This is a genomic window from Blastomonas sp. AAP53, assembly GCF_000331245.1.
Lineage (GTDB): Bacteria > Pseudomonadota > Alphaproteobacteria > Sphingomonadales > Sphingomonadaceae > Blastomonas.
On record NZ_ANFZ01000002.1, the window covers coordinates 327,353 to 350,459 of the forward strand.

Consider the following 23,107-nt stretch of genomic DNA (forward strand, 5'->3'; position numbering starts at 1 on the left):
TGCTGCCGGTCAGTGATTGTCGCGCGGCAGCCCCATCGTCTGGGCAATCCGCTGATATTTCTCAGCCCCTTCCAGAATGGCGCCGGTGCTCATCTGGCCCACCACCGAGCGCTGGATTTCCTGCCACGGCGTTTGCGATGCCGGGTAGCTGAAGCCGCCTGCGGCCTCCAGTTCGGCGCGGCGCGCGGCAAGGTCCTTGTCGCTGATCAGCACATTGGCGGTGGCATGGCGCAGATCGATCCGCACCCGATCGCCCGTTCTGATCAGCGCCAGGCCTCCCATCGCCGCAGCTTCGGGGCTGGCGTTGAGGATCGAGGGCGACCCCGATGTGCCCGATTGCCGCCCATCGCCGATGCACGGCAGCGCATGGACCCCTTCGGTAATCAGGTACGAAGGCGGCCGCATGTTGACCACCTCGGCGGCCCCCGGATAGCCGATCGGCCCGGCGCCGCGCATGAACAGCAGGGATTCCGGGGTGATGCCGGTCGCCGGGTCGTCGATCCGCGCGTGGTAATCCTCGGGTCCGTCGAAGACCACGGCAGGCCCTTCGAAAGCATCGGGATCGTCAGGGTTCGACAGATAGCGCTCGCGGAACTCGGGCGAGATCACGCTGGTCTTCATCACCGCAGCATCGAACAGGTTGCCCGACAGCACGATGAACCCGGCATCGTGGACCAAAGGCTGGCCGAAGGGGCGGATGACCTTTTCGTCCTCAATCACGACACCCCGGCAGTTCTCGCCGATGGTCCGGCCGTTGACCGTCGCTGCGTCCTCGTGGATCAGCCCCTGCTCGATCAGCTGGCCGACCACGGCAGGCACACCGCCCGCGCGGTAGAAATCCTCGCCCAGATATTCGCCTGCCGGCTGCAGATTGACCAGCAACGGCACCTTGTGCCCCTCGGTTTCCCAATCCTTGATCGGCAGATCGACCCCGATATGGCGGGCAATCGCGCTCAGATGGATCGGTGCGTTGGTCGATCCGCCAATCGCGCTGTTGACGCGGATGGCATTGTGAAACGAGGCCTTGGTGAGGATGTCGGACGGCTTGATATCCTCGGCCACCATCTCGACGATCCGCTTGCCGGTGCGCCAGGCGACCTCCTGCCTGTCGCGATAGGGGGCAGGGATGGCCGCCGAACCCGGCAGCGACATGCCCAGCGCCTCGCACAGCGAGTTCATCGTGGTCGCCGTGCCCATGGTGTTGCAATATCCGGTCGATGGCGCCGATGAGGCGACGAGCTTGATGAACTGCGCGTCGTCGATTTCGCCTGCTGCCAGCATCTGCCGAGCCTTCCAGACGATGGTGCCCGATCCGGTGCGTTCGCCCTTGTGCCAGCCGTTGAGCATCGGTCCGACCGACAGCGCGATGGCGGGGATGTTGACCGTGGCAGCGGCCATCAGCGCGGCCGGCGTGGTCTTGTCGCAGCCGATGGTCAGCACCACGCCGTCGAGCGGATAGCCGTACAGCACCTCGACCAGCCCCAGATACGCAAGGTTGCGATCCAGTCCCGCGGTCGGCCGCTTGCCGGTTTCCTGGATGGGGTGGACGGGAAATTCGATGACGATTCCGCCTGCCTCTCGCACGCCCTCGCGCACCCGCTCGGCCAGCACCAGATGGTGCCGGTTGCAGGGGCTCAGGTCGCTGCCGGTTTGCGCGATGCCAATGATCGGCTTGCCCGACTGCAGCTCCTCCAGGCTGAGCCCGAAGTTGAGATAACGCTCCAGATACAGCGCGGTCATGTCGATGTTGTCGGGATTGTCGAACCAGGCGCGGCTGCGCAGTCTGGAAGGTTTTGCGTCGGACATGTGTTCAGATAGCTCCGGTGAAAGGGATGATGGCCAACGCGGTCAGGGCGCGACCGACAATCGGTAGATCATGGTGTGCGAATAGGGTTTGGCGGCGTCGACCCGCGCGGATTCGAATTGCGGCTGGTTGGGTGCATCGGGGAATTTCTGCGGTTCCAGCGCAATGCCGTCGCCCATGCGGTACAGGTGCCCGCCCTTGCCGATCACCGTGCCGTCCAGAAAGTTGCCGGTATACAGTTGGATGCCAGGTTCCGTGGTCAGCACCTCCAGCACCCGTCCCGATGCCGGGTCCTCCAGCCGCGCGGCCAGCTCGGGCGACCGGGTCAGCCCCTTGTCGAGCGCGAAATTGTGATCATAGCCCCGTGCGTAAACGATCTGATTATCGCGCCCGTCGCGGATGCCTTCGTCCAGTGTTCGGGGGGTGCGGAAATCGAATGCGGTTCCGGCGACCGGGCGCAGGTCGCCCGTCGGGATCAGCTGGGCGCTGACCGGGGTGATGGCTGCAGCGGGGATCGTCAGTCGATGGCCGAGAGCGCCAACCGGCGCGCCATCGCCCGCCAGGTTGAAGATCGCATGGTTGGTCATGTTGATCACCGTCGGCTTGTCGGTGGTCGCATCGAACCTGATCGTCAGCGTGCCCGAATCATCGAGCGTATAGGTGACCTGCGCCTCGACCTTGCCGGGGTAGCCCTGGTCGCCATCGGCGCTGGTCAGCGCCAGCGTGACCGAGGCCTGCTGGCCCTGGGTGACGCTGGTGATGCGCCACTGCCGCTTGTCAAAGCCCATAGCGCCACCGTGCAACGAGTTGCCCTTGTCGTTCTGCGAGACCTGATAGCTCTTGCCGTCGAGCATGAAGCGACCGCCATCGATCCGGTTGGCATAGCGCCCCACCGTCACGCCGAAATAGCTGGGAAGCGCCTCGTAATCCGCAGCCTCGTCGAAACCGAGCAGGACGTCGGCAAGCTCGCCCTTGCGGTCGGGCGCGGTCAGCGATTGCAGCGTGGCCCCGAAGCTGATGATCCGGGCAGAGACACGATTCGCACCCGTCAAAGTGATGGCCTCTATCACCGTGCCATCGGCCAGCGTGCCGGCAGCGGCGCGTTCGGCGGTGGCGGCAATGGCCGGGCTGCAGGGCAGCAATGCCACGGACAGAAGGCCGATTCGCCCCAGCATTGTCATCGCCACTCTTCCATTCCTCTCGACGCGCCTCGGATTGACGCCTGTGGGGCCGGTATATACTCAGACAATTAAATCTGCACAAGACCAGGTCATCACGGAGGGAAAAACGATGGATACGGGCAATCGATCGGCCGGAGCGCCGCCCAGCGGGGCCGGGCAAGAGACAGGATCAGGATACACGCCAGCGTTGCTGCTGCTGGCCACCCTGTTCTTCATGTGGGGCTTCATCACCGTCATCAACAACACGCTGCTGCCGCATTTGCGCAGCGTGTTCGACCTGACCTACACCCAGACGACACTGATCGAATCGGTCTGGTTCATCGCCTATTTCGTCGCTTCCATTCCTTCGGCGCGGCTGATCGCGCGGATCGGCTATCAACGGTCCCTCGTCATCGGCCTGCTGGTGATGGCGGTGGGCGCGCTGGGCATGATGCTGGCCGCCAGCCTTCCGTCCTACGGCGTCACGCTGATCATGCTGTTCATCATCGCCAGCGGAATTACGCTGCTGCAGGTGGCGGCAAACCCCTATGTCGCGGTGATAGGTCCGGCTAGCTCGGCGTCCTCGCGCCTCAATCTGGTGCAGGCGATGAATTCGGCCGGGACGATGTTTGCGCCGCTGTTCGGCGCCTATCTCATCCTGGGTCGAACCAAGGGGGGGACGTCGCAGGCCGGGACCGTGCTGAGCCAGGCAGAGCGCCTCGCCGATGCCCAGTCCGTGATCCTGCCCTACGGTCTTGTGGCGCTGGCGCTGTTCGCGCTCGCCGTCATCATCGCCCGCTTTCCGCTGCCGGCGATGGGGGCCTCTGTTGCACGTGCCTCGCTGGACGAGCGCAAGGCGCTTTCGCTGTGGAAGCACCGCAATCTGGTCTGGGGGGTGCCTGCGATCTTCATCTACCTGATCGCCGAAATCGGCGTCGCCAATCTCTTCGTCAATTTCGTGAGCCAGCCCGATATTGCCAACCTGACGCAGGAGCAGGCGGGCCGGTACCTGACCTTGCTGTGGGCGGGAATGATGGTGGGGCGATTTGCCGGCTCTGGGCTGATGCAGCGATTCGCCGCCGAATCGGTCCTGGCGGTTTTCAGTGTCGGCGCATTTGCGGTGATGCTGGTAACGGTATTCACAACCGGACCTGCAGCGATGTGGGCGCTGATCCTGGTCGGCCTGTTCCACTCAATCATGTTCCCCACCATTTTCACGCTCGGCATACGCGGACTGGGCCCGTTGACAGAGGAGGGCTCAGGCCTGCTGATCATGGCGATTGCAGGCGGGGCACTGGTGGTTGTACAGGGCTGGATCGCCGACATCTACGGGTTGCAGGCGTCGTTCCTGCTGACTGCGGCGTGCGAACTCTACATTCTTTTTTATGCCCTGTGGGGCTGTCGTTGCGATGATGGTGCGACACGCCCTTGACATGAATAACTCAGAGTATTACCCATTGAACTGATAGCGCTACCATAGCGTGGACCGTTGGCACCAAGCCAAGGCCGAATAAGGGGAGGATTGATATGGTTTCTCGTATTGATGTTGTGCGTCGCGGGCTTCTGGGGGCAGTTGCCGCTTCCGGCTTGATGCTGCCGAGCTTTGCAATGGCTCAGACCACGGGTGGTCCCGCTGCCCCGGCCGCGCAGGAGACTGCCGACCCCGAATCGGCAGACGATGTCAGCAGCGAAACCGCCGACGAGATCGTCGTCACCGGTTTTCGTGCCTCGCTGGAAAGCCAGACGCTGGCAAAGCGCAACTCGATCGGCTTTACCGACACGATCTTCGCAGAAGACATCGGCAAGTTTCCCGATACCAACATCGCAGAATCGCTGAACCGCATTCCGGGCATCACCATTGGTCGTGAAGTCACCGGCGAAGGTTCGTCGGTCGCCATTCGCGGCCTTGGCACCAACTTCACCCGTGTCCTGCTGAACGGGGCGCCGGTTGCCATCGCCTCGGTGCGCTTCGATGCGCAGAGCACCAACCGCGAAGTCGATCTCGACCTGATTCCGACCGAACTGTTCACCCAGCTCACCGTCAGCAAGTCGCCGACCGCCAGCCTGCTCGAAGGTGGTGCGGCGGGTACCGTCAACCTGCGCGCCGCTCGCCCGTTCGACAACCCCAAGCCCTACATCAGCTATGGCCTGCAGGGCTCCAAGGTCAGCGGCGCTGACAAATGGGGCTATCGCGGCCATCTGGTGGCCAGCGCGACCTTCGGCGATTTCGGTATCCTCGTCGGCGGTGCGGCCGTCCGCAATGAATTCAACGTCGACGGCTATGAAACCATCGGCTTCACCAACCCCAATTTGACGGCGGCGCAGCGCGTCTCGGGCACGCGCAATGCAACCGGCGGCGGCAACTTCACCATTCCCGCCACGGTTCCCTCGCGGGCTGGCAACGGCCTGACGCCCGGCGCGGTGATCGACGAGGCGTTCCTGCTGCGCAACAACCCCGGCGCAACGATCGACCAGATCGACAACGGCCTCATCCCGCGCCTGGGCCGTCCCCGCAGCGAAACCGGCTTCCGCCAGCGTTACAACGGCCTGGTGTCGCTTGAATGGCGTCCCAGCGACAACTTCAACTTCTATGTCGATGGCATGTATGCGCAACGCGATACCGAGTTCACCCGCACCGCGATGAACTGGGTGGGCCGCAATGGCGCCGTCATCCCGATCAACACCACTTATGACAAGGCCGATTGCTCTGCTGGCTGCACCGTCACCGGCGGCACCTATGCCAACTCGCAGTTCTTCCTCGAATATCGTCCCTACAAGGACACGCAGGACTATTACGGCATCAACCCCGGCATCGAATTCAAGCTGAACGACTGGATCAAGGGCGACCTGCAGGCGAACTACACCAAGAGCAACTTCCGCCGCGAAAGCCCGACCTTCCTGGTGATTACCCCGCCCAACAGCGGCCTGACCGTCACGTACAAGAACGATGGCGGCATCCCCGAAATCATCTCGAACGTGGACCTCAACAACCCCGCCAACTTCGGCTGGGATGGCGGCGGCCGTGTCAACCTGAACGGCGAAGAGCGCGCGACGGAAACCAAGGGCATCCGCGGCAGCCTGTTGTTTGGCGATGAAACCCGCTTCAGCGTGCGCGTCGGCGCGGCCTTTGACGACACGCAGCGTCGCATCACGCCGTTCGACAACACCGCATTGTGGCAGAACGCCATCTGCGGCAACGGCCCCAGCGTCACCCTGCTCGCGCCGAACAGCTCGACGACCCCGTGCTCGGGCCTCGATCAGCCAGGCACGGCAACACCGGCAGGCTTCCCGACCTTCCCTGGCTATGGCACCAACTTCACCGCAGGCGCAGCGCCGATCACCTATGCCGGATCGCTGATCCCGACCGCAGCCGTGCCCAGCTATCTGCGGCCCGGCGACAACGGCTATATCACGGTCGACTGGGACAAGGTTCGGCGCGACACCAACTATGACGGCCTGCTGGCCGGTGCGACCGAAATCGGTTCGGGCAGCAGCGGCGCCAATGGCGGCCTGATCCGCGAGAAGGTGACCGGCACGTTCATCGAGGGCAACGGCATCTTCGATGTTGGCGACAACACTCTCCGGCTGAACGGCGGCGTGCGCTATGTTCGGACAGAGCAGATTGTCGGTGGCCGCGTTTCCATTCCCGATCCGCGCAACACGCCCGCCGGGGCGCCTGCGATCGCGGATGGTGGTCGTTATCCCAACACCATTGTCTTCCCGACGACGAACACCCGCTATTCGAACTTCCTGCCATCGCTGAGCGCAGCCTTCGATTTCGGCGGCAGGGCCGTGGCCCGTGCCTCGATTTCGCGCACGATGACGCGGCCCGATCCCAACTCGCTGCTGCCGGGTGCCAGCTTCGTTCAGCCGTCGGCCGATATCGGCACCGTCGGCAACAACGCGCTCGATCCGTTCATCTCGGACAATATCGATCTGGGCTTTGAACTGTACACCGGCGGGGAAGGCGTGATCGCCTTTGCGGCGTTCCGCAAGTCGATCACCGGCTTTACCGTCAACGGTCTCAACAACGTGCCGTTCTCGTTCTTCGAGCAGTTCGGCATCAACGTCGACTCGCTGACCCAGGCACAGCGTGAGGCTCTCGCGGCCCGTGCCCAGCCGGGCCAGGCACTGCGCGACGTGAGCGTGGTGGTGCAGCAGCAGGTGAACGCTGACGGCAAGCTGAAGGTCAACGGTCTGGAATTCCAGATCACCCAGCCGCTGGACTTCATCACCCAGTATATCGGCGTCACCGGCTTTGGCTTCCAGGGCAACCTGACGCTCATCGACCAGAAGGGCGAGGGCACGGGTGCCCCGGCCGTGGCCATCGGCGTTGCACCGACGACCTACACCGCAACCGGATATTACGACAAGGACGGCATCTCGGCGCGCCTGACCTACACGTTCAACGAAGGGTCGCAGGGATCTGGAAACAACCAGAACGGCATCCCCCAGGCGGCGATCTTCGGGCGCAGCTACGGCCAGCTCGACTTCTCGGGCAATGTCGATCTGTCCGAGGTGTTCGGCAACGACTACCTGCCGACCCTGGTGATCAACGCGATCAACATCACCAAGGAAGCGCAGAGCACGTACTTCCAGTTCCCCAACGCAACCTTCAACGAATACAATCCGGGTCGCACCATCCTTGTGGGCCTCCGCGGCGTATTCTGATCGCCATCCCCGCAAGGGTCTCCCTGCCTCATCGGACCGGTCGAGCAATCGACCGGTCCATTTTTTTGGGCACAGCGCGTGACATGCCTTGCCCAGGCATTGCACGCGCCTGCGGGTACGGCGCGGCAGGCCCGATGCGGCTGCGTCGCGGTGATTCAGAACGGTGGGGGTTGCTCAGTCGAAGAGCGAAAGCTCGACGGCATCGGCCATCGCGCGGAACCCGGCAGGGTTGGGGTGCAGCCCGTCGCCCGTATCGAAAGCCGGGTTGAGATAGGCGGGGCGCGCAGGATCGCGCATCGCCGCGTCGAGATCGATCACGCTGTCGAACACGCCAGAGGTCCGGATCCAGGCATTGACCGCCTGACGGCCGGCCTCGCTGGCAGCATCCGGGCTGTAATATTCGTTGCTCATGAACGGCAGGATCGTCGCGCCGTGGACCTTGATGCCCTTGGCATGCGCACGCGCGATGATCTGCGCATAGGCACCGGTCAGCTGCGCCACCAGCGCGGCATGGTCGGCTGCGCTCGCATCGGGGCGGCGCGCCAGATTGCCGATGTCGTTGATCCCTTCGAGCACGATCAGGTGGCGGATTCCCGGTTGGGCCAGCACATCGCGGTCGAGCCGTGCCATCGCACTCGGGCCGAGCCCGTCGAGCAGGACGCGGTTGCCGCCGATACCCTGGTTGATGACCGCCGCCCGGCCCGCCAGACGCCGCGCCAGGAAATCGGTCCAGCGGTCATTGCCGTTGGTGGTCGATCCGCGTCCGTCGGTGATCGAATCCCCCAGTACGACGATGCCGTCGCGAGCTGCGCAGCTTGTCACCTCGATGCCCGACAGCAGGAACCAGTGGTCGGTCCGGGTTGCAGCGGTGAGCGTGGCTGCGGCTGTCGCGTCGCCGGATGTCAGATACGAAGTGGCGCGCGATCCGGGGTGCGAGGTTTGACCTTCGGGTTCCGCCAGCACGTGGATGCTCACCGCGAGGTCGTCAAAGGCCCCGCCCGGCCACGCGATAGGATCGCTCAGCCATTCGCCGCCTGGAGGGATGACCGCGCCGGGCTGCCCGGCAAAGGTCAGCGCCTTCAGGGTGGCGGGCACGATATTCGCGCTCGCATTGTCGGCAGACCGGGCGATCGAAACCCGGCCGATGCGCAGCGGTGTCGTGCCGAAGACGTTGGACAGCCGGATGCGCAGCTGCGCGCCCGTGATCGACGGGCGCACGATCTGGCGCAGCGTCGCATCGTCCAGCGCGCCGCCGGGCAGCGCGTTGGCCGCGTCTGGCAGCATCTGCGATGATGCCCAGGCCGCCTTCCAGGGGCAGGCCGGTGACGCTGCCACCGGGGCATTCGCCAGCACCGGCGTGGCCAGAAGGCCCAGCGCCAGCGTGGATCCGCCGAGCATCAGCCTGCGCCATGCAGCAGGGCTGGTCAGGGCTGTGCGTCGGCGGGGATCGATCATCGGCTGGTGGCTACTGCTACGGTTTTATACTTTGGGTTGAGAAGGTGGAATACACCCAGCGCGACCAGATACGCCATCCCGCAGGCGATGAAGAAGGGTTCGTAGCTGCCCACGCGGTCCAGCAGGACACCGAGCGACTTGGAAGCAATGAAGCCGCCACAGGCCCCGGCAAATCCGCCCAGGCCGATCAAGGTACCTTGCGCAAACCGCGGGAACTGGTCGCCGGGAAGTGCGAACAGGTTGGTCGAAAAGCCCTGATGCGCCGCGCAGGCAAGGCCAATGCAGAACACCGCGATCCAGATATTGTCCGCCTCGATCGCGAACATCACCGGCAGCGCGAACAGTGCGCAGACGAACATCGCCTGCTTGCGCGCGCGTCCTGTCGCCATGCCCTTCTTGAGCAGGTGCGAACTGTACCAGCCGCCCGCGATCGCCCCGACATCAGCGAGGATATAGATTGCGACCAGCGGCGGGCCGAAGTTCTTGAGGTCATAGCCATATTGCTTGTTGAAGAAGTCCGGCAACCAGAACAGGAAGGTCCACCACACCGGATCGATCAGGAAGCGCCCGGCCATATAGGCCCAGGTTTCGCGGTGGCGCATGACATTGAAAAAGCCGGTGCGTCCAGCGTCTTCCGAAGGTTCGGCCTCGATCCAGGCGCGTTCTTCGGGTGTCACCTTGGGGTGCTGCGCGGGGTTGCGATAGAAGCGCCACCAGACGAACAGCCAGACCAGGTTGAACAGGCCGGTGACGATGAACGCCCAGCGCCAGTCGAACGCCAGCCCGACGACGATGAACGACACCAGCAGCGGCGTGATGATCGCGCCGACATTGGCCCCGGCATTGAAGATGCCGATGGCGAGCGCGCGTTCCTTCTTGGGGAACCATTGTGATGCGGCGGCGAGGGCCGAGGGAAAGGTGCCCGCCTCGCCCAGCGCCAGCGGGATGCGGGCGATCACGAACCCGGTGGTCGTGGTCACCAGCACCTGCGCGAAATGACCCAGCGTCCACATCCCCATTGCCAGCAGATAGCCCGCGCGCGGGCCGATGCGGTCGATCAGCCAGCCGAACGCCAGGAAGCCGATGCCGTAGCAGACCTGGAAATAGCCCGAGATGTCGCCATAGCCCGAGTTGGTCCAGCCATAGAGCGTCTCCAGCTGGGGCTTGAGCACGCCCAGCACCAGCCGGTCGACATAGGAGAGCACCACGGCTGCGAACAGCAGCGCGCAGATGACCCAGCGGATGCGACCGCGCGGCTTGGCAACCACGGCTTCGGCGGTGTCGCGCACGGGCGTCACCAGTTGTACATCGTGCCATCTTCCAGCCGGTTCACCGGCAGGAAGGCGCGGCTGTATTCATAGCCGGCGGCGAGTTCCTCATCGATATCGACGCCAAGACCTGGCTCGTCACCCGGGTGCATCGCGCCATCGGCAAAGGTATAGGCATGCGGGAAGACCGCATCGGTCTCGGGCGTGTGGCGCATGTATTCCTGCACGCCGAAATTGGGCACCGACAGGTCGAAGTGCAGCGCGGCGGCCATGCACACCGGTGACAGGTCGGTCGCGCCGTGGCAGCCGGTGCGCACCTGATAGAGATCGGCGAGCGAGGCAATGCGGCGCAGGTGGGTAATGCCGCCGGCGTGCACCACGGTGGCGCGGATATAGTCGATCAGCTGGTTCTGGATCAGCTCGCGGCAATCGTGAATCGAGTTGAAGATCTCGCCCACCGCGAGCGGGGCGGTGGTGTGTTGGCGGATCAGCTTGAACGCCTCCTGGTTTTCGGCGGGCGTCGCGTCCTCCAGCCAGAACGGGCGATAGGGCTCCAGGTCCTTGCCCAGCCGTCCTGCCTCGATCGGGGTCAACCGGTGATGGATGTCGTGCAGCAGGTGCACGTCCCAGCCCAGGGCCTCGCGCGCCGCCTTGAACAGCTCGGGCACGACGCGAAGGTACTTGCTGGTGTTCCAGACATTTTCGGTGGGCAGATCGGCGTCGGCGGGTTCGTAGAAATAGCGGTCCTTGCTGACGCCATAGGTCGATGCCATTCCGGGAACGCCGCATTGCAGGCGGATCGCCTTGTAACCCTGGGCCTGATAATCGAGCGCGACCGCGATGGTGTCTTCGATCGTCGTGCCATTGGCATGGCCATAGACCATCACGTTCTCACGGCTCGCACCACCGAGAAGCTGATAGACCGGCAGGCCCGCGATCTTGCCCTTGATGTCCCACAAGGCGGTATCGACGGCGGCAATCGCGCTCATCGTCACAGGCCCGCGCCGCCAATAGGCACCCTTGTACAGATACTGCCAGATGTCCTCGATCCGGTGCGCATCGCGGCCGATCAGGCAGGGGATGACATGGTCGGTCAAATAGCTGGCGACCGACAGTTCGCGGCCGTTCAGCGTCGCATCGCCGACGCCGGTTGTGCCGTCGTCGCAGATTATCTTGAGGGTGACGAAATTGCGTCCCGGGCAGGTGATGATGACGCGGGCATCGACGATCTTGGGCATGATGATCCTTAGGCGATTTCGAGGGTAACGGTTTGAAGGTTGCGGCTGTCGGGGCCGGTCATGATGTCGAACAGGCCGGGCTCGACGACCTCGTGCATCTGCTCGTTCCAGATGGCGAAGGTGTCAGGTTCCAGCAAAATGCTGACCGTCTTGCGCTCGCCGGGCTTCAACGACACACGCTCGAAGCCCTTGAGCACCTTGATCGGCTGGGTGACCGAGGCCACCTGGTCACGGATGTAGAGCTGCACGACCTCGTCTCCGGGCCGGTCGCCGATATTGGTGACATCCACCGCGACCGTCACGCTGCCGCCGATGCCGATGCTGGGCGCGGACAGGCGAGGGGGGCTCAGTTCGAACCGGGTGTAGCTCAGGCCATGGCCGAACGGGAACAGCGGGTCGGTGGTGTCGAACAGATAGCCGCGCCGCGCCGAGGGCTTGGCATCGTAGAACACCGGCAGCTGGCCGACATGCCGTGCCACTGTCACCGGCAGCTTGCCGCCCGGGTTCACGTCACCGAACAGCGCCGCTGCCATCGCATGGCCGCCCTGCTGGCCCATGTACCAGCATTCGAGCATGGCATTGGCCTGTTCCGCCACGGTGGGCCACGAGGGCGGACGACCGTTGATGGCGACGACGACGACGGGCTTGCCGGTTGCCTTCATCGCCTGGAACAGGTCGTTCTGTTCGCCCACGAGGTCCAGGCTGGTACGGTCGCCCAGATGGTTCTTGGCAAAGCCCTCGCGGCTGGTCTGTTCGGTATCGCCGATCGCCAGCAGAATCACGTCGCAAGACTTCGCGATCTCGGCGGCTTCGGCGATCAGCTGGCGATTCCTGGCCGGGTCGGCGAGCAGGATCTCGTTGGCCGAGCGGTCCTCGCTCTGGGTGATGAACACGCCCTGCGCGAAGACGACTTCGGCCTGGTCCTTCAGCCGCGCCTTGACCCCTTCGAGCAGCGAGACAGGATTGGTTGGCAGCGAGGAATAGCCGCCCAGCCGAGCGATAGCCGCGTTGGGGCCGATGACTGCGACGCGCTTGTGCGCGCCGGGCTTCAAGGGGAGCGTGCCGTCGTTGGTGAGCAGCGTGATTGCCTTTTCGGCCGATTGCCGGGCCAGCGCGATCGCCTCGGCATTGGCGGTGAGCTTTGCGGCGGCGCGCGCATCTGCAGCGGCCGCCTCGAACAATCCGGCGCGGAACTTGAGCGTCAGCATCCGCCGGCACGCCAGATCGACCAGAGCCTGCGGCACCTTGCCGGCGCGGACCTGATCGCCCAGAGTCCGGAATGCTTCGCCATCGGGCAGGTCGCTATCGACGCCCGCGATGAGCGCCAGCCGTGCCGCCGCTGCCATGTCGGGGGCGACATGGTGCAAGGAGGCGAGTTCGCCGATCGCGGCATAATCGCTGACGATCGCGCCATCGAAACCCCATTCGCCGCGCAGGATGTCGCCCAGCAGCCAGCGGTTGGCGTGGCTGGGGACGCCATCGATCTCGTTATACGAGGGCATGACCGCGCCGATGCCGGTCTTCTGGACGATCTTGCGAAACGGCGGGAAGAAGCGTTCGCGCAGCTCGCGTTCGGCGAGCGGGGCAGGGGCGACATTCTCGCCGCTTTCCGGCTGGCCATGGCCGGTCATGTGCTTGAGCGTGGCGAACACCTTGCCGGGGCCCAGGACCTTGCTACGTCCCTGCAGCCCCAGCACCGCAGCGATGCCCATTTCGCCGCACAGGTACGGATCCTCGCCAAAGGTTTCCTCGATCCGGCCCCAGCGCGGATCGCGGGCGATATCGACGACCGGAGACAGCGCCAGCACGGTGCCGTGCGCACGGACCTCGCGGCCGATGACCGCGCTGACCTTTTCCATCAGACCGCGGTCGAAGGTGCCCGCCAGGGCAATCGCCTGGGGAAAGCTGGTCGCGGTGGGCGCCATATAGCCGTGCAGGCATTCCTCGTGGAACAGCACCGGGATGCCCAGCCGGGTCGATTTCGCCCAGGCCTGAGTCGCGTTGACGAAGGCGATGGTGTCGGCAGGCGCACGCCAGCGGCCCGTGCCCTCGGCAGGGTTGTTGTTGGCTGTGGCAGCGCCGCCCCGGTCCGATGGCCGGGCAACCTGGCCGAATCCGTGCGGATAGGCGGCGGACGCCTTGGCAGGATCGAAGGCCAGCGAGTCATTCATTACGTCGCGCTTGGTGCGTGACAGGGTGATCAGCTGCGCGACCTTTTCGTCCAGCGTCATGCGCGAGAGCAGGTCATCGACGCGCAGGTCGATGGGGGCGGCAGGATCGCGATAGATCGGGGTGGCAGCACGCGCTGCGGCGGGCATCATGGCCAGCAGGGAAACCGACGCGCTCCAGAAAAAAACATCGCGGCGGCTGACCTTGCCCCCGTTTGCCGTTGCCCGTGTCATCCGTCTCTCCCGTCCCAAAGGGCGCAACATTTATATTGATGTTGTCGCTGTGATACCGCTAACATGCACGGCACCACAATGGCTTGTCAATGCCGTTGGGCAATGCCGGCGCAAGATGTGCGGCGACCAGGGAGAGGAATAATGAAGCTGTTTACCGCCAAGACCCCGCTGTGGGCCTGCGCAGCGCTTGCCCTTGCGACCCCGGCTTTCGCGAACGATGGCTACAACTTGTGGCTCGGTGAGCCGCAGCAGCAGGCAGCATCCGTTCTGGTGGAGATGACCGCCGATTCGCCGACGCTGCGGATCGCTGCCGACGAATTGCGTCGCAGCCTTCCGGCGTCAGCGGGGCCAGTGCTGCTGGCCCGGTTGGATGATCCCGCGCTGGCCGGGCTGAAGCTCGATGCAGCGGCGCTGGGTACGGAGGGCTATCGCGTCCAGCATGCCAGCCTGGGCGGACGCAATGTCACATTGGTAACCGGAGCCTCCGACCTCGGCATCCTCTACGGCAGTTTCGCGCTCGTGCGCCATTTGCGCCAGGGTGGGGACGCGGCCAGGGTCGATCTGACGTCGAACCCCCAGACCAAGCTGCGCATGCTCAACCATTGGGACAATCTGGATGGAGTGGTGGAGCGTGGCTATTCGGGCCAGTCGCTGTGGGATTGGTGGGTGCTGCCCGATTTCAAGGATCCGCGTTACGCCGATTATGCGCGCGCCAATGCCTCGATCGGCATCAACGGCACCGTGCTCAACAATGTCAACGCCAAGGCCGAGAGCCTGACCGCACCCTATATCGCCAAGGCGGCGGCGCTGGCGGACGTCTTCCGGCCCTATGGCATCAAGGTCTATCTGTCGGCGCGCTTTTCGGCCCCGATCGAGATCGGCGGCCTGAAAACCGCCGATCCGCGCGACCCCGCAGTGGCGGCCTGGTGGAAGGCCAAGGCCGATGAGATCTACCGCGCCATTCCCGATTTCGGCGGGTTCCTGGTCAAGGCCAACAGCGAGGGCCAGCCCGGCCCGCGCGACTATGGCGCAAGCCATGGCGATGGTGCCAACATGCTGGCAGCCGCGGTCAAGCCGCACGGCGGCATCGTGATGTGGCGGGCGTTCGTCTATGCCGATACCGACCCCGAAGACCGCGCCAAACAGGCCTATACCGAGTTCAAGCCGCTCGACGGCACATTCGCGGACAATGTGCTGGTGCAGGTGAAGAACGGCGCGATCGATTTCCAGCCGCGCGAACCCTTCCATCCGCTGTTCGGCGCAATGCCCAAAACACCGTTGGTTGCAGAGTTTCAGATCACCAAGGAATATCTCGGGTTCGCGACGCATCTGGCGTATCTCGGCCCGATGTTTGAGGAGGTGCTCGATGCGCCGACCGGCGTTCGTCGGGGCGAGACGGTGGCGTCGGTGGTGACCGGCAAGGCCGACGGCCATGCGCTCAGCGGTATGGCGGGCGTCGCCAATATCGGGCGCGATCGTGACTGGTCGGGTGGCACGTTCAATCAGGCCAACTGGTATGTGTTCGGACGGCTGGCGTGGGACCCGACACTGTCGTCGGAGGCGATCGCACGCGAATGGGCGGCGCAGACCTATGGGACCGACCCTGTCGTGATCGACACCGTCGTTGCGATGATGATGCGCTCGCGCGAGGCTGTGGTCGATTATACCGGTCCGCTGGGGCTGGCGCACCTGTTTGCCACCGGCCATCATTATGGTCCCGGCCCTTGGGTGTCGGATCTGGCGCGGCCCGAATGGAACCCGGTCTATTACCACCGCGCCGACAGCCAGGGCATCGGTTTCGACCGCACCCGCACCGGCAGCAATGCGGTCGCGCAATATGCGCCATCGCTCGCCAAACGCTACGCTGACCCGAAGACCACACCGGTCGAAGAGCTGCTGTGGTTCCACCATCTGCCCTGGGACTACACAATGCCCGGCGGCAATACTTTGTGGGAAGAGCTGGTCCGCCGCTATGATCGCGGCGTGGCCGAAGTCACAGCGATGCGCCAGCAATGGGCGACGCTCAAGCCCCGAATCGATGCCGAGCGCTGGACCAAGACCGACGCGTTTCTGGGCGTGCAGCAGCGCGAGGCGCAATGGTGGCGCGATGCGAGCCTCGCATACTGGATGTCGCTCAATGGCCTGCCGCTGCCGGCAGGATCGGCAGCGCCGCAGCAGACCCTCGAGTTTTACAAGAAGCAGAGCTTCCCGTTCGCTCCCGGCAACCCGAAATAGGCGGTCAGCAGCGTGTGCCGGCCGCCCAGTCGACCGCGTTGCCGATCAGCTTGCGGTGCAGGGGCTCCGAATAGCTTTGCGCCTGGTGTCCCAGCGCGGAAAATACCGAGCGACCCTTGGCGATGCAGCGTGTCCAGATGATCGGGTGGACCTTGCCCATCTTCTGCTCGGGGGCAGGGCGATAGCTCGCCTCGTCGAGCGTCGCGAGGATGCGCGTGCCTTGTCCGGTGGGGACGCGATCAAATGCGTACCACTCCTCGGTGCGGGTCCATTTGACCGGAATGCCGCGCATCACCCGGTGCCTGGGCTCGGCAACATGGATATCGCCCTGCTGAAACTGATCGGGCCTGGAGGTGTGGCCGGTAAAATGCACACCCAGCAGCGCGTCGCGATACCAGGCCCAATCGTACGTGTGGTCACCGCCCGCGCCGTGCAGCAGCACCACTCCGCCGCCCTTTTCGATCCAGCCCCTGAAGGCCGCGCGCTGCGCGTCTGTGAAGATGTTGCCGCTGTTCGAATTGAGAACGACGACCCGGAATTTCGCCAGATCCTGCGGGTTCATGATCGCCGCGTTTTCGGTCGCGAACACATCGCGTCCTCCCTCGCGGACGATCTGCTCGACGGCCGCAGTGGCCGCGACGATCTGTTCGTCATCGCGAAAGCCATTGGTTTTCGACAGCACCAGCACCGCCCCGCGCTTCAGGGACGGCACCTGCGGCGCGACCTCGTCCATCACCGGCGTCGGCCAGTATTTGGGGTTCTTGACATAAGCCACCTGTTGCAGCGCCATCGCCAGCAGGATTTCGATCATATCTCGCCTTTCTTGGACGGTGCGTTTATTGGGCGCACCTTGGACCCAGGCCCGAAAGCCACCTCGTTTGCGAAAGAATGCGCATGAAAGAACCTCGCGGCCCCCGGCGTCAGCGCAATGTTCCGACGATCAGCGACGTGGCGGCGCATGCCGGTGTCTCTCCCATGACGGTCAGCCGGGTGATCAACGGTGAAACCAACGTTCGCGATGAGACACGGCAAAAGGTGGAAGAGGCGATTGCTGCGCTGAATTACGCGCCAAATGCCGCAGCGCGGACGCTCGCCGGTGGGGACGACATCCGCATCGGGCTGCTCCATTCGAACCCGTCGTTTGCCTATCTGAGCGAGTTTCTGGTGGGCAGTCTCGATCAGGCCAGTCGCAGCAATGTCCATCTGGTGGTCGAAAAGTGCGATGAGGACGGCGGCGGGGCGGCGGCGATCGATCACCTGCTGCGCGGCCGGATCGATGGCGTGGTGTTGCCGCCACCGCTCAGCGATTCTCTGCCCATCCTGACCGCGCTCAAGGAACGCGGCATCCCTGTCGTGGCGGTGGCGACAGGCCGCGCGCCCGAATGGGCGCTGTCGGTGAGCATCGATGACCGGCAGGCGGCCTATGACATGACCCGCCACCTGATGCAGCTGGGCCATATGCGCATCGGGTTCATCACCGGAAACCCCAACCAGACGGCCAGCGCAGAACGGCTGGAAGGCTATCGGACTGCGCTCAAGGAGGCCGGTCTGAATGCTGGCGCGGATCTGATTGCCGAGGGCCTGTTCACCTACCGCTCGGGCCTGGATGCCGCCGAGCAGCTGCTCGATCGATCCGATCCGCCGACGGCGATTTTTGCGGCCAATGACGACATGGCCGCGGCAACGGTCGCCATCGCCCACCGCAAGGGGCTCGATGTGCCGGGCGACCTGACGGTGTGCGGGTTCGATGACACCGCCCTTGCCACCACGATCTGGCCCGAGCTGACCACGATCCGCCAGCCGGTAATCGAAATGTCGCGCAGGGCGGTCGAGTTGCTGGTCCGCACCATTCGCGGCGGCAAGCTGCAGGAAGGCGAGCCGCAGAGCGTGATTGCAGATTATGAACTGATCCGCAGACAGTCCGACGCGGCCCCGCGCCGTCGCCCGACGACGCGCAAGCCGCGCTGACTGCAAGGGCATCAGCCCTCCATGTCCTCCAGTTCGACGCCGCGGGTTTCCACGACCATCTTGCGCACGAAGAAGTACGAGACCGCCGCGAAGAACGCGTAGCCCATATAGGTGAAGGCAAGGCCTGGTGAGACCGCCAGGGCAGGAAAGCTGACCGAGATCGCGGCATTGGCGATCCACTGCGCAAACCCGGCCACTGCCAGCCCCGATCCCCGGATCTGGTTCGGGAACATCTCGCCCAGCATCACCCACATGATCGGACCCCAGCTGAGGTTGAAGAAGATCACGTAGAGATTGGCCGCGATCAGCGCGATCACGCCATTATACCCCGGCAACGATACCGCCCCATCCGCACCGGTGATGGCGGTCGAGAAGGCATAGGCGACGACGCCGAGCGTCACGGCCATGCCTGCTGACCCGAACAGCAGCAGCGGCTTGCGACCGATGCGATCGACCAGCAGGATCGTCGCAAGGCAGGCACCGATCGAGAGCACGCCCGAGAGGATGTTGGTCTGCAACGCATAATCTTCCGAAAAGCCAACCGCTTCCCACAGGGCCGCGCCATAATAGAAGACGACATTGATGCCGACCGCCTGCTGGAACACGGCCAGCCCGATGCCGGTCCACACGATCGGACGAATCTTGCCCGAGGTCGCATCGATCAGGTCGGACAGCTTGGCGCGGTGATGGTCGGTGGCCAGGCTGTTGCGGATTTCCACGACCTTGCGGTCGGCCTCTGCCAGACCGAACAGCCGGGACAGCACGACATGGGCATCGGCCTCGCGACCGCGCGCCACCAGATAGCGGGGGCTTTCGGGGATCGCCAGCAGCGCCAGGCCATAGACCGCAGCGGGGATCGCCTGCAGCCAGAACATCCAGCGCCAGGCGGGATAGCCCATCCAGAACTCCGCCGTCGATCCGCCCGCATAGCGCGCCAGCGCAAAGTTGGCGACGAACGCGCCGGTCAGGCCGGTGATGATCATCACCTGCTGCACGCTGGAAAGCCGGCCGCGAATGTTGGCGGGGGTCACTTCGGAGATATAGACCGGCGAGATGACGCTCGCCGCGCCGACGCCCAGTCCGCCGATGATCCGCGCGATGATGAAGATGAGCGAGGACGAAGCGGCCCCGGCCATCAGCGCGCTGACCAGGAACAGGATCGCCGACAGCAGCATCACGCCGCGACGGCCGATGCGGTCTGCCATGCGGCCAGCCCCGAAGGCGCCGATCGCAGAGCCGACCAGAATGGCGCCAACGTTGACGCCGATTCCCAGCTTGCCGAGGTCGAACGCGCTCTCCAGCCCTTTTTGCGTGCCGTTGATCACGCCCGAATCATATCCGAACATGAACCCGCCGATCGTCGCGACCGCAACGATCGCAATGATGAAGCCTATGTTGACCTGCCCTTCGGCCGGCTGCGCCACAGATGCCATTTTTCCCTGCTCCTCTTTATATATTGGCCGGTACCACCGGCAGGCCGGCAACGCCGGGATCGAACGAAAACACATTGCCTGCCAGCGGCTGATCCGCCAGCTCAGCGGCGTTCAGCCCCTTGCGCGCTGTCGTCGCAAAGGCGGTAGCCAGATTCTCGCCGCCAAACGCGATCTTGGTGACATTGGCCACCGGAAAGCGGATCGTCTGCATCAGCGTTCCTGCAGGATCGTATCGCCGCACGCCCCAACCGCCATAAAGCGCCACCCACAGGCAGCCTTCGGCATCGATCACCGAACCATCGGGATAGCCGGCACCATCCTCGATCACGACATGGCGGCGGGCAGGCCCAAGGCTGCCGTCGTTATTGATCGCCGCCTGCCAGATCGTCTTGCCCAGGGTGTCCGTGTGATACAGCGTTGGTCCATCGCGCTGGATGGCAGGGCCGTTGGTGATGACGACGGGCGGCAGTCCCGAATCGCGGCAAGTGCCTGCATCGCAGCTATAAAGCCGTCCGGACGCGAGCGTCTCGCCATCGTCCATGCTGCCGAACCACAGGCGTCCTGCCGGATCGGTCGCGGCATCGTTGAGTCGGTTGCCAGGCTGGCCTGGCTCGGGATCGTGCAGCAGGGCAAACTGCCCGCTGGCCGGATCAAACCGGTGCAGCCCGGTCTTGACGCCGGCGATCATGTCACCCCGGACCGAAGGCAGAACCCAGCCGACCTGATCGGGGGCCTGCCATTGGCGGCTGGCTCCGTCGTGCGGGGTGAAGCGATGGATGCGCCTGCCCTTGATATCGACGAACCACAGGCCATCGCCGTGCCAGACCGGTCCTTCGCCCAGCATGGCTGCGACGGCCAGGACCGAAGTGACGGTCATCTCAGCGCCACCCGGCATCGACGAAATACTCGTGCCCGGTGCACATCCGCGAATCGTCCGACGCGAGGAACAGCGCCATTGCAGCGACGTCGGCTGGCTGGATCCGTTCGCTCAGGCATTGCGCTGCCACGATCTCGGCCTCGCCCTCGGGCGTGTACCAGCGCTCCTGGCGCGGGGTCTGGACATTGCCGGGGACAATCGTGGTGACGCGGATGTTGTCGCGGCCCAGATCGCGCGCCAGCCCGCGGGTCATGCCTTCGATGGCCGCCTTTGCAGTCTGGTAGAGCACCAGATCGGGCAGGCCCAGATGCCAGCTGATCGAACCGAAATTGATGATCGCACCGCCGCCTGCCGCACGCATCGCGGGAACGACCGCCTGCGCGGTGAAGAACAGGTGGCGCAGGTTGGTGGCCATGCGCTCGTCCCAATAGGCGGCGGTCACATCCATCACGTCGTGGCGATCGTCATTGGCGGCATTGTTGACCAGCACGTCGATTCCGCCAAGCTGACCGATGACGGTGGTCATGCACGCGTTCAGCGCGTCCAGATCGCGCAGGTCGCAATGATGGTAATGGGCCCCGGCTATGGTGAGTGCGAGCGCTTCTCCTGCAGCATCATCGACATCCAGAAACGCAATGGCAGCGCCCTGCTGCGCGAACTGTTCCACCAGAGCCGCACCGATGCCGCTGGCTCCGCCGGTTATCAGCACGCGTTTGTTCGCCAGGCTGGGGTAGATCGCGCGATCCGTCCCCGCCTCGGCAGCCTTTATCTGTGTCATCATGCCCCCTGAAGCAGGCCGCGTGCGGCCAGATTGGTCATCAGCGCGCTTATCCCCATCTGCCAGGGGGCCGCGTCTTGTGAAGTGATTACGCGGTTCACCAGCCGCCCGAGCTTGCCGTTTTCGATGGCGACGATGTCACCAACCTTGTGCGTGAAGCCGCGCCCGGGTTCGTCGCGATCTTCGACCGGTGCAAACAGCGTTCCCATGAACAGCACGAAGCCGTCGGGATATTGGTGTTCGCTCAGCGTCTGGCGGACGAGGTCCAGCGGATCGCGGCTGATTTCGCGCATGTTGCTTTCGCCGCGCAGGACAAATCCGTCCTCGCCGCGGATGGTAAGCCGGACTTCGGCCTGCCGCACATCGTCGATGGTGAAGGTGTCGTCGAACAGGCGAACCAGCGGGCCGAGCGCGCACGAGGCGTTGTTGTCCTTGGCCTTGCCCAGCAGCAGCGCCGACCGGCCTTCAAAATCGCGCAGGTTCACGTCGTTGCCGAGCATGGCACCGACCGCATCACCGGTGCTGCTGACCAGCAGCGCGACCTCGGGTTCGGGGTTGTTCCAGTGCGAATCGGAGCGCACGCCGATATCCGCGTCGGCACCGATCGATGCCAGCACGGGGGCCTTGGTAAAGACCTCGGCATCGGGGCCGATCGCCACTTCCAGATATTGCGACCACAGCCCGTCTTCGATCAACGCGGTCTTGAGGGCAGCGGCTTCCGGGGAACCCGGCACGACCGACCGGATGGAGCCGCCGATTCGGTCTTCGAGCCTCTCGCGAATCGCAGAGGCGGCGGTCCAGTCGCCCCGGGCGCGTTCTTCGATGACGCGCTCGATGGCAGAAACGGCGAAGGTGACACCGCAGGCCTTGATGCACTGCAGATCGATCGGTGCGAGCAAGGCGGTGTCGGTCAATGAAAAGCGACCCAGATGGACACCGCCCGTGCCGGTGAAATCCCTACGCTCGACCAGCGCAGCGACGGTGGGGGCGACCTGTGCCATGTCATAGGCCTCGCCGCGGATGACGAGCAAAGGGCTGGGCCCTGCTTGGGTAAGCATGCGTCCGACAAAGACGCCGGCCTCCCAGTCGTCGGGCAATGCCGACCGGATATCTTGGGGAACCCCCTCCATGTGATTAGCCTTCTTGCTTTCTGATAGCGCTACCATCATGGTTTTGCGCGACTTGTCAAGCGCCCTCCAGTGGGCGGTGCAGGCTTTTGCGTGGTGCGTCCGGTTCTGCGTCCGGGGCCGACAGCCGACCTTGCGCGGTGCATCATGCGATCCGAGGGCATATGTTTGCTCGCGAAAGGGAGGGTGCGCACTCGCCAGGCCTATGCAGGACTGTTCGGGCTATGGGGTGCCATGAACCTACAGGCGTGTGGGGGCTATATAACGGTGTACTCTATATAAAGGGATCGACCCCGTTCTGTGGCGGAGGCGCGCCATGATGCCTGGGGCGCCCGCCGCATTCTGCCGGTCTGCCTGCTCGTATATCCAGCTCGTACATATAGAGCCGTGCGGAGCTATATAGAGACGCGGTATATGGAGACAGGCTCCGCCAGACGTATCGATGGCTCCCATAAGGAAGTGTGGGCATGCGAGGGGACCAGCCGTACGACGCCTATAGGGGAACCAATATCGTCATGGTGCGCTGATAGAGGGAATGCACAGGCAAGCAGGGCGTTTTGGCCAGGTTTGCGACGTCGGCGAAAAAAACTGCAAAAAGCGTTTGACCCGAATCGAAGTGCTCCATATACGCCCTTTCACCGGACGGGACGCGGCGCCAACGCATCGCACTTTCGCCGGTCGCCAACATAGA

The 23,107-nt window shown here is 64.3% G+C and carries 16 protein-coding genes; 4 read left to right on the forward strand and 12 right to left on the reverse strand.

The window, feature by feature from the left end; genetic code table 11:
* Positions 1 to 9: 9 nt before the first annotated feature.
* A complete protein-coding gene (locus D618_RS0101610; RefSeq protein WP_017669735.1) occupies positions 10 to 1,806 on the reverse strand; it encodes an IlvD/Edd family dehydratase in 1,797 nt (598 codons plus the stop codon).
* A 42-nt stretch (positions 1,807 to 1,848) separates the two neighbouring features.
* Positions 1,849 to 2,985: an aldose epimerase family protein gene (locus D618_RS0101615; RefSeq protein ID WP_152414476.1), complete on the reverse strand. Its 1,137-nt coding sequence runs from the start codon at positions 2,983 to 2,985 to the stop codon at positions 1,849 to 1,851.
* A 109-nt stretch (positions 2,986 to 3,094) separates the two neighbouring features.
* Between D618_RS0101615 and D618_RS0101620 the strand changes: the two genes are divergently transcribed.
* Together D618_RS0101620 and D618_RS0101625 are read left to right on the forward strand one after the other, a co-directional pair.
* The gene (locus D618_RS0101620; protein WP_026091164.1) at positions 3,095 to 4,396 is read left to right on the forward strand and encodes a sugar MFS transporter; all 1,302 of its coding nucleotides are present in this window, start codon (positions 3,095 to 3,097) and stop codon (positions 4,394 to 4,396) included.
* Between the two features lie 176 nt (positions 4,397 to 4,572).
* The gene (locus tag D618_RS0101625) at positions 4,573 to 7,635 is read left to right on the forward strand and encodes a TonB-dependent receptor (RefSeq protein ID WP_017669738.1); all 3,063 of its coding nucleotides are present in this window, start codon (positions 4,573 to 4,575) and stop codon (positions 7,633 to 7,635) included.
* A 174-nt stretch (positions 7,636 to 7,809) separates the two neighbouring features.
* Here D618_RS0101625 and D618_RS0101630 read toward each other — a convergent pair whose 3' ends face one another.
* Genes D618_RS0101630 through D618_RS0101645 form a run of 4 tightly spaced genes read right to left on the reverse strand, consistent with a single transcriptional unit; the run spans position 7,810 to position 13,998 of the window.
* Positions 7,810 to 9,090 (reverse strand): SGNH/GDSL hydrolase family protein, encoded by a 1,281-nt coding sequence (locus tag D618_RS0101630; protein WP_238550561.1) that lies wholly within the window; start codon positions 9,088 to 9,090, stop codon positions 7,810 to 7,812.
* A complete protein-coding gene (locus tag D618_RS0101635) occupies positions 9,087 to 10,379 on the reverse strand; it encodes an MFS transporter (protein ID WP_026091167.1) in 1,293 nt (430 codons plus the stop codon). The genes D618_RS0101630 and D618_RS0101635 overlap by 4 nt, the downstream gene beginning before the upstream one ends.
* 5 nt (positions 10,380 to 10,384) lie before the next feature.
* Positions 10,385 to 11,596 (reverse strand): D-mannonate dehydratase ManD, encoded by a 1,212-nt coding sequence (gene manD, locus D618_RS0101640; protein WP_017669741.1) that lies wholly within the window; start codon positions 11,594 to 11,596, stop codon positions 10,385 to 10,387.
* Positions 11,597 to 11,604: 8 nt separating this feature from the next.
* Positions 11,605 to 13,998, reverse strand: coding sequence for a glycoside hydrolase family 3 N-terminal domain-containing protein (locus tag D618_RS0101645; protein WP_017669742.1), 2,394 nt, complete (start codon positions 13,996 to 13,998; stop codon positions 11,605 to 11,607).
* 141 nt (positions 13,999 to 14,139) lie between these two features.
* On the opposite strand from D618_RS0101645, the gene D618_RS0101650 reads away from it, so the two are divergent.
* On the forward strand, positions 14,140 to 16,233 hold the full coding sequence (locus D618_RS0101650) for an alpha-glucuronidase family glycosyl hydrolase (protein WP_017669743.1): 2,094 nt from the start codon (positions 14,140 to 14,142) through the stop codon (positions 16,231 to 16,233).
* Positions 16,234 to 16,237: 4 nt separating this feature from the next.
* Here the strand turns inward: D618_RS0101650 and D618_RS17385 are convergent, their stop codons facing one another.
* A complete protein-coding gene (locus tag D618_RS17385) occupies positions 16,238 to 17,044 on the reverse strand; it encodes a ThuA domain-containing protein (RefSeq protein WP_017669744.1) in 807 nt (268 codons plus the stop codon).
* An 83-nt stretch (positions 17,045 to 17,127) separates the two neighbouring features.
* On the opposite strand from D618_RS17385, the gene D618_RS0101660 reads away from it, so the two are divergent.
* Positions 17,128 to 18,201, forward strand: coding sequence for a LacI family DNA-binding transcriptional regulator (locus D618_RS0101660; RefSeq protein WP_026091169.1), 1,074 nt, complete (start codon positions 17,128 to 17,130; stop codon positions 18,199 to 18,201).
* Positions 18,202 to 18,212: 11 nt separating this feature from the next.
* Here D618_RS0101660 and D618_RS0101665 read toward each other — a convergent pair whose 3' ends face one another.
* The 5 genes from D618_RS0101665 to D618_RS19960 all read right to left on the reverse strand — a co-directional run.
* Positions 18,213 to 19,634 carry a sugar porter family MFS transporter gene (locus tag D618_RS0101665; protein WP_081590379.1) on the reverse strand — a complete coding sequence of 474 codons (1,422 nt, stop codon included), beginning with the start codon at positions 19,632 to 19,634 and terminating at the stop codon, positions 18,213 to 18,215.
* 16 nt (positions 19,635 to 19,650) lie between these two features.
* Positions 19,651 to 20,511, reverse strand: a complete 861-nt coding sequence (locus tag D618_RS0101670; RefSeq protein ID WP_040370060.1) for an SMP-30/gluconolactonase/LRE family protein — start codon at positions 20,509 to 20,511, stop codon at positions 19,651 to 19,653.
* Between the two features lies 1 nt (position 20,512).
* Positions 20,513 to 21,289, reverse strand: a complete 777-nt coding sequence (locus tag D618_RS0101675) for an SDR family oxidoreductase (RefSeq protein ID WP_040370062.1) — start codon at positions 21,287 to 21,289, stop codon at positions 20,513 to 20,515.
* Positions 21,289 to 22,419: a fumarylacetoacetate hydrolase family protein gene (locus D618_RS0101680; protein WP_026091171.1), complete on the reverse strand. Its 1,131-nt coding sequence runs from the start codon at positions 22,417 to 22,419 to the stop codon at positions 21,289 to 21,291. Before D618_RS0101680 ends, D618_RS0101675 begins: the two co-directional genes overlap by 1 nt.
* 490 nt (positions 22,420 to 22,909) lie before the next feature.
* A partial coding sequence (locus tag D618_RS19960) for a hypothetical protein (protein WP_026091172.1) occupies positions 22,910 to 23,107 on the reverse strand: 198 nt, incomplete at its 5' end.